The 13933-nt window shown below is 65.5% G+C and carries 14 protein-coding genes and 2 pseudogenes; 9 read left to right on the forward strand and 7 right to left on the reverse strand.

What is annotated here, in order from left to right:
- Window positions 1-446 precede the first annotated feature (446 nt).
- Complete coding sequence (locus ACQP0C_RS14480; protein WP_433733435.1) at window positions 447-677, forward strand: hypothetical protein; 231 nt, start codon at window positions 447-449, stop codon at window positions 675-677.
- A 14-nt stretch (window positions 678-691) separates the two neighbouring features.
- Here ACQP0C_RS14480 and ACQP0C_RS14485 read toward each other — a convergent pair whose 3' ends face one another.
- From ACQP0C_RS14485 to ACQP0C_RS14495, 3 genes are all read right to left on the reverse strand, one after another.
- On the reverse strand, window positions 692-3130 hold the full coding sequence (locus tag ACQP0C_RS14485) for a hypothetical protein (RefSeq protein WP_433733436.1): 2439 nt from the start codon (window positions 3128-3130) through the stop codon (window positions 692-694).
- A 132-nt stretch (window positions 3131-3262) separates the two neighbouring features.
- Complete coding sequence (locus tag ACQP0C_RS14490; protein ID WP_433733437.1) at window positions 3263-3802, reverse strand: carboxymuconolactone decarboxylase family protein; 540 nt, start codon at window positions 3800-3802, stop codon at window positions 3263-3265.
- 49 nt (window positions 3803-3851) lie between these two features.
- On the reverse strand, window positions 3852-4439 hold the full coding sequence (locus ACQP0C_RS14495) for a peroxiredoxin (RefSeq protein ID WP_040692624.1): 588 nt from the start codon (window positions 4437-4439) through the stop codon (window positions 3852-3854).
- Window positions 4440-4553: 114 nt separating this feature from the next.
- Between ACQP0C_RS14495 and ACQP0C_RS14500 the strand changes: the two genes are divergently transcribed.
- A complete protein-coding gene (locus tag ACQP0C_RS14500) occupies window positions 4554-5468 on the forward strand; it encodes a hydrogen peroxide-inducible genes activator (protein ID WP_433733438.1) in 915 nt (304 codons plus the stop codon).
- A 133-nt stretch (window positions 5469-5601) separates the two neighbouring features.
- Here the strand turns inward: ACQP0C_RS14500 and ACQP0C_RS14505 are convergent, their stop codons facing one another.
- Window positions 5602-6036 (reverse strand): MarR family winged helix-turn-helix transcriptional regulator, encoded by a 435-nt coding sequence (locus ACQP0C_RS14505; protein WP_433733439.1) that lies wholly within the window; start codon window positions 6034-6036, stop codon window positions 5602-5604.
- 93 nt (window positions 6037-6129) lie between these two features.
- Between ACQP0C_RS14505 and ACQP0C_RS14510 the strand changes: the two genes are divergently transcribed.
- On the forward strand, window positions 6130-6981 hold the full coding sequence (locus ACQP0C_RS14510; RefSeq protein ID WP_433733440.1) for an NAD(P)H-binding protein: 852 nt from the start codon (window positions 6130-6132) through the stop codon (window positions 6979-6981).
- A 53-nt stretch (window positions 6982-7034) separates the two neighbouring features.
- Here ACQP0C_RS14510 and ACQP0C_RS14515 read toward each other — a convergent pair.
- Window positions 7035-7345: pseudogene (locus ACQP0C_RS14515) on the reverse strand (transposase); the annotation flags it as partial.
- An 82-nt stretch (window positions 7346-7427) separates the two neighbouring features.
- Between ACQP0C_RS14515 and ACQP0C_RS14520 the strand changes: the two are divergent.
- A pseudogene (locus tag ACQP0C_RS14520) lies at window positions 7428-7783 on the forward strand (AMP-binding protein); the annotation flags it as partial.
- A gap of 127 nt (window positions 7784-7910) precedes the next feature.
- On the opposite strand, the gene ACQP0C_RS14525 reads toward ACQP0C_RS14520, so the two are convergent.
- Window positions 7911-8828: a hypothetical protein gene (locus ACQP0C_RS14525; protein WP_433733441.1), complete on the reverse strand. Its 918-nt coding sequence runs from the start codon at window positions 8826-8828 to the stop codon at window positions 7911-7913.
- 103 nt (window positions 8829-8931) lie between these two features.
- Between ACQP0C_RS14525 and ACQP0C_RS14530 the strand changes: the two genes are divergently transcribed.
- The 4 genes from ACQP0C_RS14530 (at window position 8932) to ACQP0C_RS14545 (ending at window position 11075) form a co-directional block, all read left to right on the forward strand.
- The gene (locus ACQP0C_RS14530) at window positions 8932-9411 is read left to right on the forward strand and encodes a gamma-glutamylcyclotransferase family protein (protein ID WP_433733442.1); all 480 of its coding nucleotides are present in this window, start codon (window positions 8932-8934) and stop codon (window positions 9409-9411) included.
- A 45-nt stretch (window positions 9412-9456) separates the two neighbouring features.
- Window positions 9457-10047 (forward strand): TetR family transcriptional regulator C-terminal domain-containing protein, encoded by a 591-nt coding sequence (locus ACQP0C_RS14535; protein WP_433733443.1) that lies wholly within the window; start codon window positions 9457-9459, stop codon window positions 10045-10047.
- 87 nt (window positions 10048-10134) lie between these two features.
- Complete coding sequence (locus ACQP0C_RS14540) at window positions 10135-10875, forward strand: SDR family NAD(P)-dependent oxidoreductase (protein WP_433733444.1); 741 nt, start codon at window positions 10135-10137, stop codon at window positions 10873-10875.
- On the forward strand, window positions 10875-11075 hold the full coding sequence (locus tag ACQP0C_RS14545; RefSeq protein ID WP_433733445.1) for a tautomerase family protein: 201 nt from the start codon (window positions 10875-10877) through the stop codon (window positions 11073-11075). Before ACQP0C_RS14540 ends, ACQP0C_RS14545 begins: the two co-directional genes overlap by 1 nt.
- 84 nt (window positions 11076-11159) lie before the next feature.
- Here the strand turns inward: ACQP0C_RS14545 and ACQP0C_RS14550 are convergent, their stop codons facing one another.
- Entirely contained in the window at window positions 11160-12215 is a 1056-nt protein-coding gene (locus tag ACQP0C_RS14550) for an ADP-ribosylglycohydrolase family protein (protein ID WP_433733446.1), read from the reverse strand.
- Window positions 12216-12542: 327 nt separating this feature from the next.
- Here ACQP0C_RS14550 and ACQP0C_RS14555 point away from each other — a divergent pair, with 327 nt between their 5' ends.
- Window positions 12543-13736: a cytochrome P450 gene (locus tag ACQP0C_RS14555; RefSeq protein WP_433733447.1), complete on the forward strand. Its 1194-nt coding sequence runs from the start codon at window positions 12543-12545 to the stop codon at window positions 13734-13736.
- Window positions 13737-13933: the final 197 nt, after the last annotated feature.

Here is a 13933-nt window from a genome sequence, read left to right on the forward strand (position 1 = left end):
GAGCCTACCGGCTCCGCGCCGGTGATCCCATGACCTCATCGGCCGCTCTGCGTCTGGGACAAATACACTTTCGACGTGCCGATTTGCCGGTTATGTCCTAATTTCCCCAGCCGCTGTTCGGCTTCCTGCTGAACCATGTTTCCGGACTCGGCGTGCTGTCCTGCCTGTTGGGGCCCAACAAAATCGCCGCCCTGCCGGGTTGGTCGATCGAGGTGGGTGCCCTGTCCCGTGAGGCAGGGGCGTCGGTGTTCAAAGGGGTGCACACAGCCGGGCGATATCGCGCAGAATCTGCGACCGGGTGACCTGGCTCAGGTCGCCGAAGGTAGCGCCCGCCGGGGTGGCGCAGATGAGTTCGTGTACCGGGCGACCGGTTCGAACGGCTCCATACCGGATCCACGCCGATGTAGAAGAGCCGGTCGTCTGGGAGCCGCGTCTCGAATGTGTCGATGCGCCCGCCGTTGTCGCGCTCCGGCGGATGCCAGCCGCGGTTGGTGCGTCCGTGGATGCGTCGCAGTGGGACGGTGGCCGGCTCGGGGACGAGGACCGACGAAACTGGTCAGCAGGGCGGGTTCGCCGGAGTGGACTTCCCGGTCGATCCGTGGAAATGGTTGCCGCAGTTGGTGATCGGCCAGCACGGCCGACCAGGCGGCGGTCGCGTCGGTACCGAGGTGGTGTAGGCCGTGGATGCCGACTACGACGGCGAGGTCGATGGAGTTTTCGGCCGACCGAGATCGGGAACCATCCGGTCCGCGAGCTGATCGTCGGTCAACCCCATTTCCTCGGCCAGCTCGGTGGCTCGAAGCTGTGCCGCCGACCGGAGCGCGGCGTTTCGCCCCTGCTCGCTTATCTTGATCAGTGCCGACAGGGCATAATCCGAGCCGATGGCGGCGAGGACGTCCAGCGCGTTGTCCCTACCGGTGTCCCAGGTGATCTTCGGCAGCAGCTCGGCGACGGTGTCGTCATTTCCGAAGGCCGCCAATGCCTCCCAGACCCAGGTGTCCTTCCAGCGCGCGCTCGCATTGATCCACTGCTCGAAGATCGCACCGGTTGCGGCTGCGAGAGTCGAAGTGTCGCAATGCTCGCGAATGCGCGCCAGCGCACCATGCGGTTCGCCTGGCTCGGACAGCATCAGGTAAGTAACGAGAGTGGCGACTTCGCGTGGGGGCAGTGCATGGCCACGCGTCAACATGATCGGCGGCAGTTCCAGAATCGACAACCATTGCGGGAGGACGGGAGTCCGGGCGGGAACGATCTCGGCGGGATCCACGTCCAGCAGCTCGCGCACGGCAGCGGTGACACCAAAAGCATCCGCGGCGGCCATGATCGTATCGGTATGCCCGAGGCCGGCAAGTGTGCGCAAGGCAGCGGTATGTGTACGTCTTGCCTTGCGTGCCTTGCCGAGCGCGCCCGGTATGACTGCGGTGGCGGCATAGGTGGGATGGCGACGCAGCCAATCCAGCGCGATCCTTCGGCGCGAGCGCAACCCCAGCCAGTCGACCACAAGTGCCGCGGCGGTTCGGCTTTCGAAGGGCGCGATTGCGGCGGCGAGCTCGCGCGGGTCCTCCACGACCGCACCGAGAACGAGGTCGTTGGCCGCCGCACCATGGGCGGCCGCAACCGCCATCAATCCATCGATGGACCAGAGCGACCACCCGGTGTACTCGGTGCGCAGGTGCGCCTCGGCGACCGCGAGATCGACCTGGGCCAACGCCTGCAGCAGCCAGTCGCCGACGTGGCTGGGATCGGATGCGGCATTGTTCAGACGCCGATGGACCTCGCCTTCGGTGAGTGTGGTGCGCCGGTTGAGCCAGTGCTCCCGCTCGCCATTGCGCCACGAAACCCGCACGGCTGTCGGCGCTTCGAGGGTGATGGTGGGAGTCTGCTTGCGGCGCAGTCGATCCCATGGCGGGTCACGCAGGATCGCCGGTATCACCTCAGCGGGGGTGGTATTGATCGTCACGCCGGGCAGGTTTTCGACGACCAGCTGTCGCGCGGATTCGGGCAGTTCCGCACGCATGGCGGCGGCGAGTTCCGGATGGCGTCGGATGTGCTGGCGGAAGTCGTCGACGCTCTGGTGGCGCGTGGTCCGTGCAGCGAGCACGCGCATGGCACGAGCCGGAAACCGTTTGGTGGACGCGAGCAGCGTCGCCGCTGTGGAGATTCGCCACGAGTGCTCGGCCAGGAAGTCCAGCGCGGTGTCACTGGGAAGATGGGCGAGCAGGCGAGATACGGTGTCCAGGCCCGGCGCGGAGCTATTGCCTCGACCTTGCTCATAGAGCCGGATGAGCACGGGAGCCGCGTCGGGGCCCAGATGGGCCGCGAGACTGTAGAGCAGCGACTTGTTGTCGCGCAGCTGGTGCCATTGCCAGCCGAGCAGATCGATGATGCGGTGCGCGTGCGCCGGATCGGTCACCGAGGCGAGCAGGAAGGTCGAGCCGAAACTATCGGTGAGTTGCGGATCGGCGAGATCGGTTGTTACCCAGTGCTGTTCGGTAGGGAACAGGTAGGAGGTCAGCAGCCGGATCGATAGCGTCCCGCGCCGCAACTGTCGCGCCTGGTCGAGGGCGTCGGCATAGTCCATCTCACCGGCCGCGGCCAGCAGCGTGCGCAACCGCCGGACCAGGGTGGCGGGCGGATCGCAGGGTCGACCCGCCACCCGGTAGGCGGTTGGACCGGACTGTCCGCTCCACATGTTCGACGACTGCGACTCCGCGTAGACGCCGGTGAGCGCGGCCACGGTCGAGACGGCGAACCCGAGGCCGTGGGTGGCGACGAGATAGTCGGCCAGATCCGTGTGGTCGTCGTAGTAGCGGCCGAGGTCGGCGGCATCCAACAGCTTCGCGTCCATGCCGATCGCGGCACAGACGGCCGCACCGAGCGGATCGGTGCCCGGCCGGGACAAGTACTGTGCGCCCCGCTGGGCGAGCACCCGGTGTGAGCCGGAGTGGCTCAGGACGGCGCGGATACTCTCCGCGGAATGCGCCAGTCTGTCGGAGATCGACTGTGCCGCAGTCATATTCACGGTAACACCAGCCATGGGGCAGCGTCCCCGAAATGGATCGGTTTTCGGCCACCAGGCGGTGGGTACCACCCAGATGTCCGCATCGGTCGGCGGCGTGCGGACAGCCATCGGCCCGTCTCCCTTGTTCACGAGGTGCGTATCGCGGACAGGTTAACGAGCCGCTCCGACATCTACCGGTCGACGCGGAAACGGCAGCGGCTCCGCCCTTTCGGGCGGAGCCGCTGCTCGCGTGACGAAATATCAGACCGCGGCGGCGGCCAGCGCCTCCGTGGACTGTACGGCCTGGCCGACACCGGCCACGATCGCGGCCGCGCGCAGCGATTCGAAGATCACCTCGCGTGATACGCCCGCCTCGCGCAGCGTCTTCTCATGTGCTTCCAGGCAGTGGGCGCAGCCGTTGATCGAGGAGACCGCGAACGACCACAGCTCGAAATCGGCCTTGTCCACGCCCGGATTGCCGATGATGTTCATCCGCAGACCGGCACGCAGGTCGTCGTAGCGGCCCTCGAGAAACGCCTTGCCCCGGTAGAACACATTGTTCATGCCCATGATCGAGGCGGCGCCGAGTGCGCCGTTGTAGGCCTGCGCCGACAGGTTGTCCGCGGCCTCCTCGGCGATCTCACGCAGCGTCGTCGCCGACCGGGTAGCGGCCGCCGACGCCAGCAGGGTGCCCCACAGCTGCTGGTCGTTCAGCACGGTGGTGCGTGCGATGGACGACAGATTGAGCTTGAGGTCCTTTGCGTACTCGGGAAGGGAGTTCTTCAGGGTCTCAATGCTCATTCGGCGAATCCTCTTCTCGTTCGGGGTTTTCAGGTGTTTCGGATAGTGCTCAGACGCTCGCGGCGAGCAGTTCGCCCGCGTTGATGGTCGGATCGCCCTTCTTCCAGTTGCAGGCGCACAGCTCGTCGGACTGCAGTGCGTCGAGCACGCGCAGCACCTCGTCGACATTGCGGCCGACCGAACCCGCGGTCACCGAGACGAACTGGATCTCGTTGTTCGGGTCGATGATGAAGGTGGCGCGGTCGGCGACACCGTCGGCATTGAGAACGCCTGTGGCGGAGGCCAATTCACGCTTGAGGTCGCTCAGCATCGGGAACGGGAGGGTCTTGAGATCCTCGTGCTGGGCGCGCCACTGGAAGTGCACGAACTCGTTATCGACCGAGGCTCCGAGCACCTGCGCGTCGCGGTCCTCGAACTCCTCGTTGAGCTTGCCGAAGGCGGCGATCTCGGTCGGGCACACGAAGGTGAAGTCCTTGGGCCAGAAGAAGACGATGCGCCACTTGCCGGCGTGGTCGTCGGAGGTGATCCGGGTGAAGTAGTCGTCAGGCTGCTGAGCGTCGACCTTCGACAGGTCACCGCCGATCACCGCGGTGAGGTTGTATGCCGGGAATTGGTCGCCGATGGTCAGCAAAGCCATGCTTGTCTCCTCGTCAGTCGGGTTGCTAGAGCGAGTGGATCGAAAAGCTCACGGGTGATCTTGCCCAAAGGCCGGTGAAAGGTAAACGTGATCAGTCGCACTACACTGATAGGCGTGACTGATCAGACTTATCAGCCGACCCTGTCGCAGCTGCGTGCGTTCGTAGCGATTGCGGAGTATCGCCATTTCGGCACCGCGGCAGCCAGGCTCAGTGTGAGCCAGCCCACGTTATCGCAGGCACTGGCCGCATTGGAACACGGGCTCGGCCTGCAGCTGATCGAGCGCAGCACCCGTCGAGTGCTCGTCACGGCCGCGGGTATGCGCCTGCTGCCGCAGGCGACGGCCACCCTCGAGGCGGCCGATCGATTCGTCGCCTCGGCGACCGGTGACAGTCTGGGCGGCACTCTGCGGATGGGCATCATCCCTACGGTTGCTCCCTATGTGCTGCCGAGTCTGCTGCCCGAGTTGCGCAAGGTATTGCCCGCCTTGCTTCCTCAGGTGATCGAGGACCAAACCGCCCGCCTGCTGGAGGGCCTGCGCACCGGGGTGCTGGATGTGGCACTGCTCGCGTTGCCGACCGAGGCGCCCGGCCTGGTCGAGATCCCGTTGTACACAGAGGAATTCGTGCTGGTCACGCCGCGCGGCCACGAGCTGGCCGGTCGCACCGATGTCGCCGCGGCGACCCTCGACGCGCTGCCGCTGCTGCTCCTCGACGAGGGGCACTGCCTGCGCGATCAAACCCTGGAATTCTGCCGCTCCGCCGACGCGCATCCGGCCGCGGTCGGCGATACCCGCGCCGCCTCGCTGGCGACCGTCGTCCAGTGCGTCGCGGGTGGACTCGGTGTAACGCTGATCCCGGAGATGGCGGTTGAGGCCGAAACCGCGCGCGGCACATTGGAAACCGCGCACTTCGCCGCTCCCGCACCGGGGCGCACATTGGGTCTGGCGTTTCGTGCGTCGACGGCGCGCGCCGATGATTACGCACGACTCGCGGAGATCATCCGATCGCAGCGGCCCGGGACGAACTGAATCGGCGCCTATCCCCGAGGGAAGTCGCACGCCGTGAGCATCGGCCGTTCGAAGGTCGGGTTACGCCCGATGGCGGCCGTGGCTTGAAAGGGCGGGTCGTCGGGCGCGACTGGACCCGCGGTGCACACTGGGATCAGGGTGTGGAGTCGCCGAGCAGTTCGGTCGCCGTGCGGTGGATTTTGCGTAGGGCGTTCATCAAGTGGCGGCGTTCGGTGGGGGTGAGATCGGCGGTTACCTTGTCCTCCAAGGATTGTCGCTGCGCTTCGACCGGCTGCTGCAGGGCGCGGCCCTTATCGGTGAGCCAGAGGCGGACGAGGCGGTTGTCGTGGTCGTCGCGGCGGCGCTCGAGCAGGTCTGCCGCGCTCATCCGGGTGGCCATCTTTACGACGGTGGGGGTGGTGACGTTCAGCGCCGCGGCAACCTCGCCCGGGGTGCGGCCGTCGCGCTCCCACAGCAGGGCCAATACGTGATTCTGACCCAGATGTAGTCCGTACGTGCGCATCTCGCGATCGGCCAGGGCGCGCAGCACCTTCGAACTGCGGCCGTGTAGGTCGAGGAATTCGGGCACGGTCGGCCTCCTTGTCATGTCGCCGGGCATTGACGCCTGATCGTTAGCCGTCTAACGTTTTGTTCGTTAGACGGCTAACGATATGGAGAACTGATGATAGTTGTTACCGGTGGCACCGGAAATATCGGCCGTGAACTCGTCGGCGAACTCGATGCCAGGGGCGCGGAATTTCGTGTGCTCGTTCGTGATCCGGCTCGTGTCGCATATATCGGTCGAGGCGAGCTGATCGTCGGTGATCTGGACGATCCAGCCACCCTGGCGTCGGCTTTCGACGGCGCCGACACACTGTTCCTACTGGTGCCGGGCATCGGCTCGGAGCACACCGTGAGTGCGGTGAGCGCGGCGCGCGCTGCCGGGATCCGGCATATCGTGCAACTGTCGTCCTTCAACGCGATGGGCGATCCCGTGCCTGCCATGGGGCGTTGGCATCGCGACCGCGAGCGCATCGTCGCCGAATCCGGCATTCCGGTGACCGTGCTGCGCCCCGGTGGCTTCATGACGAACGCACTGGCATGGGCACCGACGATTCGCTCCGGCGGTGCGGTGCTCGATCCCACCGGACCGGGCCGCTATGCCCCGATCGATCCTGCCGATATCGCCGCCGTAGCGGCCGAACTACTCACCAACGATGGCCACCGAGGCATGACCTACACCATCACCGGCGCGCAAACCTACACTGTCGCAGAGCAAGTCGCGGCCATCGCCCGAACGATCGGCCGCACCATCGAGGTCCACGAGACGGCCACACCACAGGAAGCCTTACTCTCCCGCTACCCCGACGGCGCACCCCCCACACTGGCCGCCGCAATCATCGAGGGATTCGAATTGATGCGCGCCGACACAGTCGGTTTCCGCACCGACACCGTCCGTCACCTACTCGGAAGGACCCCACGCACGTTCGAAGAGTGGTGCACCCGCAACATCAACGCCTTCCGCGCCCCCTAAATCTGGCGACCACCACCAGCAAAGCCCCTTGGACAAGCGATCACCATGCGCTCATGCAGGCAAACGTCGACTTGCTCGGTCGGGAAGTGCCCTCGTGCCTTGATCGCGCGCCGGTAACGCGCGTTCAAAGGACTCGATGGCGTTGGTGGAGTAGATCACTCGGCGTATCTCGATGTCGTAGTCGAGGGACGAATGAATTCCTCCGACGCGTTCTCCCAAAGCTGGACGGTCGCACCGTATTTCGTGCCCCACTTCTCGGTAAGCTCGTCGGCGCTGCCCGTGCCACGGCGGGGTTGGGTGCGGTGTCGATCGGTTTCACTTCACGACGCAACGCGTCGCAATGTTGACGGCCGACTCTGGCGAATCGCGGGTGTTCGGATGCTGGATTTCGGTGGCCGCGTGTCGGGGCCGCGGAGGATTCTCCGGTGCGGGTGCGGGTGCGGTGTTCCATCCTGCACACCATCGAGCAGGAGCGGGTCACCAAGCTGTTCTGTCCACCGACCGTTGTCCTCGCTGCGAAAGCTACGGGGCCAGCATCCTGTGGGTTTCGCTGCTGCGCAGTCCCGAATTCGATACCTACGACCTGTCCTCGCTGCGAAAGGGTTACTACGGGGCCAGCATCATGCCGGTGGAGGTGCTCACCGAACTCGCGCAACGGCTGCCTGGGGTCGGCTTGACCAACTTCTACGGCCAGACCGAAATGGCTCCGCTGGCAACCGTTCTCGGTCCGCAAGACCAGCTGAGCAAGCCTGGGTCGGCCGGTCGCGCGGCGCTCAATGTCGAGACCAGAATCGTCGACGACGCCCGGTTGGCCGGCTACCAGGTGCCCAAGTACATCGCCTTGGCCGAAGAGCTGCCCAAGAATCCGAGCGGCAAGATCCTCGAGCGCGAATTGCGCTCCGATTACGCGCATCTCGTGGAGTAGGGTGCTAGTTGCAGGTCTCGAATTCGCTGCGGAGTCGGCGCTGGAGGGCGATGGCATCGGGGGTGAGGTAGTTCTCCGGGTGGGTGTCGGCGGCGCTGTCGCGCTCAGTGCATCCCGCGATCTTGACGCTGCCGGTGAACAGCTTGTCCGGCGTGTAGCTGCCCCAGTTCCAACGCAGGTCCATCGGGTGTTCGGAGGTCCGGGTGCTGGCGATGACGGCGGTCAGGTCCTGGTAGGCAGTGTCCGGACTGTGCACTCCGACGGAGAGATTCGCGATATATCCGTCGGTGACGTGAACGAAGGCAACCGGGGCCGGGAGATCGGTGAGCAGGGCTTGGATATCGTGTTCCTGCTGGGGGCTGAACGGAAAGTCGACGGTCCACACCGGGGCCCGGTTCGCGGGTCTGATGGTGACCTGGGTACCGTCGTCGCCCAGGACAGTGCGCACCGCTGCTAGGGAATCCGTTGTGGGCGGTGACTTTTCGATCTCGATCGCCGAGCTCGACCAGGTGACGGCGGCGCGGGGCAGACTCGCGCCCAGTTCACGCAACATGCGGGTGCGAGTACCGATCCGCGCCGGATCCAACGCGGCGTCGAGTTTCAGCTCCAGTTGATCGCCGACGGTAAAGTCGGCCGATTGCTGGAAGTTGTCGAAATCGTGCCGCTTGATCGCATTGATGCAGTCGACTACATCCGCGATCTGCGCCTCGGAAGCCTTGCGCATCGATATGGTCAGGTTCAGGTGGGTGCCCTGGCTGAGGTCGTCGGCATAGTCGACCGTGACGCTCTCGACGCCCGGCATGGTGCCGATCTCGGCGCGTAGCCGATCTGCCTGTGGGCGGCGGTCGGCCGCGTTCGTGCACCCTGCCAGGACGATCATGGTTGCGACGGCGATCCCCGCCGCGAGCGTGCGCCGGATCATGCGGGCCTTTCCTCTCGCAGTGCGTCCTGGTGGCACGGTACGCGTGCGGGCGGCGATTTCGCGGTAGCCGCCGTCCGCGTGCCCTGCGGCGTAACCTCCGCTGGTGGGCAGTTCCAGGGATCCGGTGGACGAATCGGGCGCGTTCGTGTTGGGCGAGCGGTCGGCGCCCGCACGACGGATCGCGATGACGGACGCCGATCGGTTGTTCGTGTACGGAACGCTGCAGTTTCCCGAGGTATTGGTCGAGTTGATCGGGCGGCGCCCGGAGTTGGTCGCCGGGGAACTGGCCGGATGGCGGGTGGCGGCGTTGCCGGGGCGGGTGTATCCGGGGCTGGTGCCCGCTGCGGGTGGGTTGGCGCGGGGTGTGGTGCTGTCCGGACTCGATGCGGGGGAATGGGCGGTGCTCGACGCCTTCGAGGACGATGAATACTCCTTGCGACGAGTCGTGCTCGGCGCGGATGTCGTGTGGACGTATGTGTGGACCTCGGTTGTCGCGCAGGATGATTGGTATGCCGATCGCTTCGCGGCCGAGCATCTGGGCTCGTTCGTGCTGCACTGCGCCGAATGGCGGCGGACGCTCTGAGACCCCGATTTGCCATTCCAAGACGACCGGTCATATATTAATCCCATGGCACGACCGCGACGCAGTGACGACACCCGGCAGCTTCTGGTGGAGGAAGGGGCTGCCGGATTCCTGACGCACGGCTATCACGGCACCGGCATCAAACAGGTGCTGGATGCGGTCGGGGTGCCGAAGGGGTCGTTCTACAACTACTTCGACAGCAAGGAGAGTTTCGGTCGCGCGATCATCGACCATCATTCGCTGTGCGTGCAGCGGAATCTGGCCGAGGCGCTCGGGTCGTCGACGGATCCGATCGTCGGGTTGCGAGCATTCTTCGCGCGGCTCATGGACGACTTCGTGCGGGCGGAGTTCACCGGTGGGTGCCTGATCGCGAATCTCGGCGGCGAGTTGGAGGGCAGTGAGGTGCTGCGCGAATCTCTGGCCGGTGCCTGGCATTCCTGGCGCGACGGGGTGGCGGTGGCGCTGCGTCGGGCACAGGAACTCGGCACCATTCGCGAGGATATCGGCGCGACCGATCTGGCCGACCTGCTGCTGGAGTCGTGGGAGGGCGCGGTGATCAGAATGAAGATCGAGCGTTCACTCGAGCCGCTGCACAAGTGTCTGCGTCGACTGCTGGACGACTACTTTCTGGCCTGAGCGGGTCGGCCCTTTTCCGGAGTCTGCTTACCCATTCCAAGACGACCGGTCGTATTGAGAAGTATCACTAGGAAGAGAGAGAAGAATATGGTGAGCGCAAAGACGGTCATCGTGACCGGATCCTCCAGCGGGATCGGACGCGATATCGCCAGGGCCTTCGTGGAGCGCGGCGACAACGTCGTGCTCAATGGGCGAGATGCGGACAAACTCGCCGCGGTGGCGGACACACTGGGCGCGCCGGAACGGACTGCCGTCTTCGTCGGCGATATCGGTTCTCCCACAACGGGAACCGAGCTGGTCCGCCTCGCGGTCGAGCGCTTCGGTCGGGTGGACGTGCTGGTGAACAATGCGGGGATCTTCGGTGCCAAACCCTTCGTCGACGTCACCGAGGCGGACCTCGACAGCTATCTCAATGGCAACCTGAAGGGCACCTACTTCACCACGCAGGCCGTCGTACGCCAGCTCCGAGCGCAGAAATCCGGTGGGAGCATTGTGAATATCGGGACGGTGCTGATCAATCACGCGCTGGCGGGTCTGCCCGCGTCTGCTGCGCTGGTCAGCAAGGGCGGCGTACACGCGCTGACAACGAGTCTGGCGGCGGAACTGGCCGCGGACGGGATCCGTGTGAATGCCGTTGCGCCTGGCATCATTCGCACACCGCTGTTCGGCGATGGCGACGAAACCTCCTCGGGCAGACTGGCTTTGCTCAACCGCATCGGTGAGGTGAGCGAAACCACCGCGGCGGTGCTGTATCTCGCCGACGCCGCGTTCACCACCGGTCACATTTTCCCCGTCGACGGCGGATTCATCTCGGGAAGGGCCGCATAATGCCTTACGTCAACATCAAAGTCACCGACGAAGGTGTCACGCGGGAGCAGAAGTCCCAGCTGATCAAGGGAGTCACCGATCTGCTGCGTGATGTGCTCGGAAAGGATCCGGCGACTACGTTCGTGGTGATCGATGAAGTCGCGCTGACGGATTGGGGCGTCGGCGGAATGAATGTCGAGGAGTGGCGCAAGCAGTCATAGGTTCGAGAGTTCGGCCAGTGCGCCCATTCTTGCCCGGGATTCCGGATCGGGACGAGAATGGGCGCTTCGGCTTCGCGCAAGTCCCTAATCGAAGGGGTATCGGTCACCCAGTATCGACCGGTCGCCGATGAAATAATTCAGGACGAGGTCATCGGCGACTTGGATCAGCACATCGCAACCCTCGACCTCGGACATCCAATCCCTCGGCATCGCGGAGAAACCGTGGGTGGCGCCGATCAGGTTGCCGGTGACGGCACCGGTGGAATCGGAGTCACCGGAATGGTTCACCGACAGCAGCAATGCCGTGCGCACATCGCCGGTTCGAGCCGCGTACAGCGCGCAGTACACGGCGATGGCCAGGCATTCCTCGGCGACCCACCCCGCGCCGACCTGCTCGACCTGTTCGGCGCTGGCTGGTTGCTCGGCCAGCTCGACCGCCAGGTTCAATGCCGCCGCCGTTTCCGCACTCGCAGGGTACGTCGTGAGCTGAGTAATGGTCTGCCGCACCGCAATCGGCAGCTCGACACCGCTCACCACGCGATCGACCAGTGCCGCGAACGCGCCCGCGGCCAGATATCCCGTGGGATGTCCGTGTGTCAGCTGCGCACCCCGCGCGGCCGCGGTGAACGCGCGGTCGGGTCCCATACCGGCGAGGCCGAACGGTGCCGACCGCATGACCGTCCCGCATCCCTTCGACCCCGGATTCACCGGACCGGCTTCGCCGAGCGGGTGTGGCGCGAGATATCCCCGCGTCTGCTGGCTCAGCCCGGACATGCAGGCATTGCCCGGCGCACGCGCGGCATACAGAAACGGCAGACTCGCCAGCCAACCGTCGACCTCGACTGCGGGCACGTCCTGCCGCTGGGTCTGCAACCAGCGCAGATACGCCTTTCGCAACACTGGCACCGGGTCGGCGCCCGGCGCGCACCGCAAGAGCCCCTCCGCGGTGAACAGCGTCATCTGGGTGTCATCGGTAACCTGCTGCGGCGCAGCCGCGTCATGCTGTGGCAGATAGCCCTGCACCCCCTCGGCGCCATACCGTTGGCGAATCTGATTCAGCCGCAGGAATTCGATGGGCCACCCGAGCGCGTCACCGACCGCCCCACCCAATAGCGAGCCCCGGACACGGTCGAAAACCATCGTGTAATCCACCACGGGACAACATCATTACGCATCGGGCCGGGTGTGCGGGCAGCGGCTCCACTCGGCACTGGCCAGGGTCGCGGTGTCCACGCCTGCAAGGCGGCGAATCTGGGTGGCGGCCCATCGCTTCGCTGCTCGGATCGAGGCCCAACGCAGCTTTCGACGAACCGTGCTGCGGCGACGTGCTCGTGCGAATCGGCCCATTCGAGCAAGCGTCCGGTTCTGGCTCGTCATGCCATCGGAGCGCCGATGAACCGCGGTTTTCGGGCCGGACAGACAAGGCGCTGCTAACCTGAGATCCGGTGTATCCGGTCCAGGAGCAGCATGGCTATGCCCGGAAACGTTCGACCCGAGATCGGTTGGAGACGGGCGATTGTCGACCGTGACATTCCCTCCGCGCTGATCGCGTGGGCACGGCGCAATGGCGGGATCATGCGGGTCAGGGTGCCGTTGCCGGGCCGGTCCTGGCTGATCACCGACAGCGACCTCATCGACCGTGTGCTGCGTACCGGCGCGGGCCAATTCGACAAGGGCGGCCCGATCTACCGGATCATCCGCAACGCGACCGGCGACGAAGGGCTGTTCGCGGTCAACGATCCGCAAACCTGGCGGACCCTGCGTGAACACACGAACCCCGCGTTCGCGGCGGCGAATCTGGCGCCACTCGCGCACGAGAGTGTCCGCCGACTGCACGACCGCATCGACAATTGGCCCTTGGACCGAGCCGTCGAGGTGTTCACCGAATTCAAACTGCTCAATGTGGAACTGCTGGCACAGCATCTTTTCGGCCAGGCCGTCGACTGCGCGACCCTGGTGCGACTGGCCCAGCCGATCTTCGACAGCCAGCGCAAGCAGTGGTTCCGGATCGGCGGCGCCGACTACCGGCGCGCCATCGCGGCCATGGACACCGAGGTCTACGCGATTATCGACCGGCGGCGCGCGTTGGCCGACTGCGACGGTGACCTGCTCGGCCACCTACTGCAGGTGCGTCCGGAACTGCCGGTGCAGCGGATACGCGATCAGGTGATGAGCCATCTGATGGCGGGTTTCGACAGCACGGCATGCGTTCAGGCGTGGGCGTGTGTGCGGCTCGCCGATAACCCCGTCGAACTGGCCGAATTGCGGACCGAAGTCGAACAGACGCTGGGCAGCCGCGCACCGGCCGCAGCCGACCTGCCTCGGTTGCCGCTGCTCACAACGTTTTTCGAGGACGTCGTGGCACAGCGGCCGGCATTCCCGCTCATCTTCCGGAATGTCGCGGCCGATACCGAACTGGCCGGTCGCCCGCTGCGTCGGGGCGACCAACTGTTCATCGCTCTCGGCCCCGCCCATCTTCCCTTCGGCACCGGCAAACGAAAATGCATCGGCGAACCGATGGCGCTACTCACCAGTGCTCTGTCCATCGCCGTACTCCTACAGCGCTTCAGCCGATGGCAGCGCACACGACCGGGCAACCAGCAGGTCCGCTACGCGACGACAGCTCCACCTCGACACAGCGAGATCCGCTTCACGCCATAACCGCGGCAACCCACATCGCTCGCCTCGCGCCACGCCAGCCCGACCCGTTCGGGCGGCTGGTACCAGCTCTGCACTTACTGACCCGCGCGACGGCTTCGTCTTCGGGCCCGACGGCGAGACACCCGAGCCGATCGAGCGGGCAAGGACCTGACCAATGCCGAATCGCACCGGCCCCAAGGTGAAATCCCTTGGGGACC

It is taken from the genome of Nocardia sp. CA-129566, from assembly GCF_050956075.1.
Taxonomy (GTDB): domain Bacteria; phylum Actinomycetota; class Actinomycetes; order Mycobacteriales; family Mycobacteriaceae; genus Nocardia.

Bases quoted from the DNA above. Each gene is read 5' to 3' on its own strand.
- ACQP0C_RS14555 (WP_433733447.1), top strand. From the start codon at position 12,543: ATGGCTATGCCCGGAAACGTTCGACCCGAGATCGGTTGGAGACGGGCG.
- ACQP0C_RS14480 (WP_433733435.1), top strand. From the start codon at position 447: ATGCGCCCGCCGTTGTCGCGCTCCGGCGGATGCCAGCCGCGGTTGGTG.
- ACQP0C_RS14545 (WP_433733445.1), top strand. From the start codon at position 10,875: ATGCCTTACGTCAACATCAAAGTCACCGACGAAGGTGTCACGCGGGAG.
- ACQP0C_RS14495 (WP_040692624.1), bottom strand. From the start codon at position 4,439: ATGGCTTTGCTGACCATCGGCGACCAATTCCCGGCATACAACCTCACC.
- ACQP0C_RS14535 (WP_433733443.1), top strand. From the start codon at position 9,457: ATGGCACGACCGCGACGCAGTGACGACACCCGGCAGCTTCTGGTGGAG.
- ACQP0C_RS14540 (WP_433733444.1), top strand. From the start codon at position 10,135: ATGGTGAGCGCAAAGACGGTCATCGTGACCGGATCCTCCAGCGGGATC.
- ACQP0C_RS14510 (WP_433733440.1), top strand. From the start codon at position 6,130: ATGATAGTTGTTACCGGTGGCACCGGAAATATCGGCCGTGAACTCGTC.
- ACQP0C_RS14525 (WP_433733441.1), bottom strand. From the start codon at position 8,828: ATGATCCGGCGCACGCTCGCGGCGGGGATCGCCGTCGCAACCATGATC.
- ACQP0C_RS14550 (WP_433733446.1), bottom strand. From the start codon at position 12,215: ATGGTTTTCGACCGTGTCCGGGGCTCGCTATTGGGTGGGGCGGTCGGT.
- ACQP0C_RS14490 (WP_433733437.1), bottom strand. From the start codon at position 3,802: ATGAGCATTGAGACCCTGAAGAACTCCCTTCCCGAGTACGCAAAGGAC.
- ACQP0C_RS14485 (WP_433733436.1), bottom strand. From the start codon at position 3,130: ATGGCTGTCCGCACGCCGCCGACCGATGCGGACATCTGGGTGGTACCC.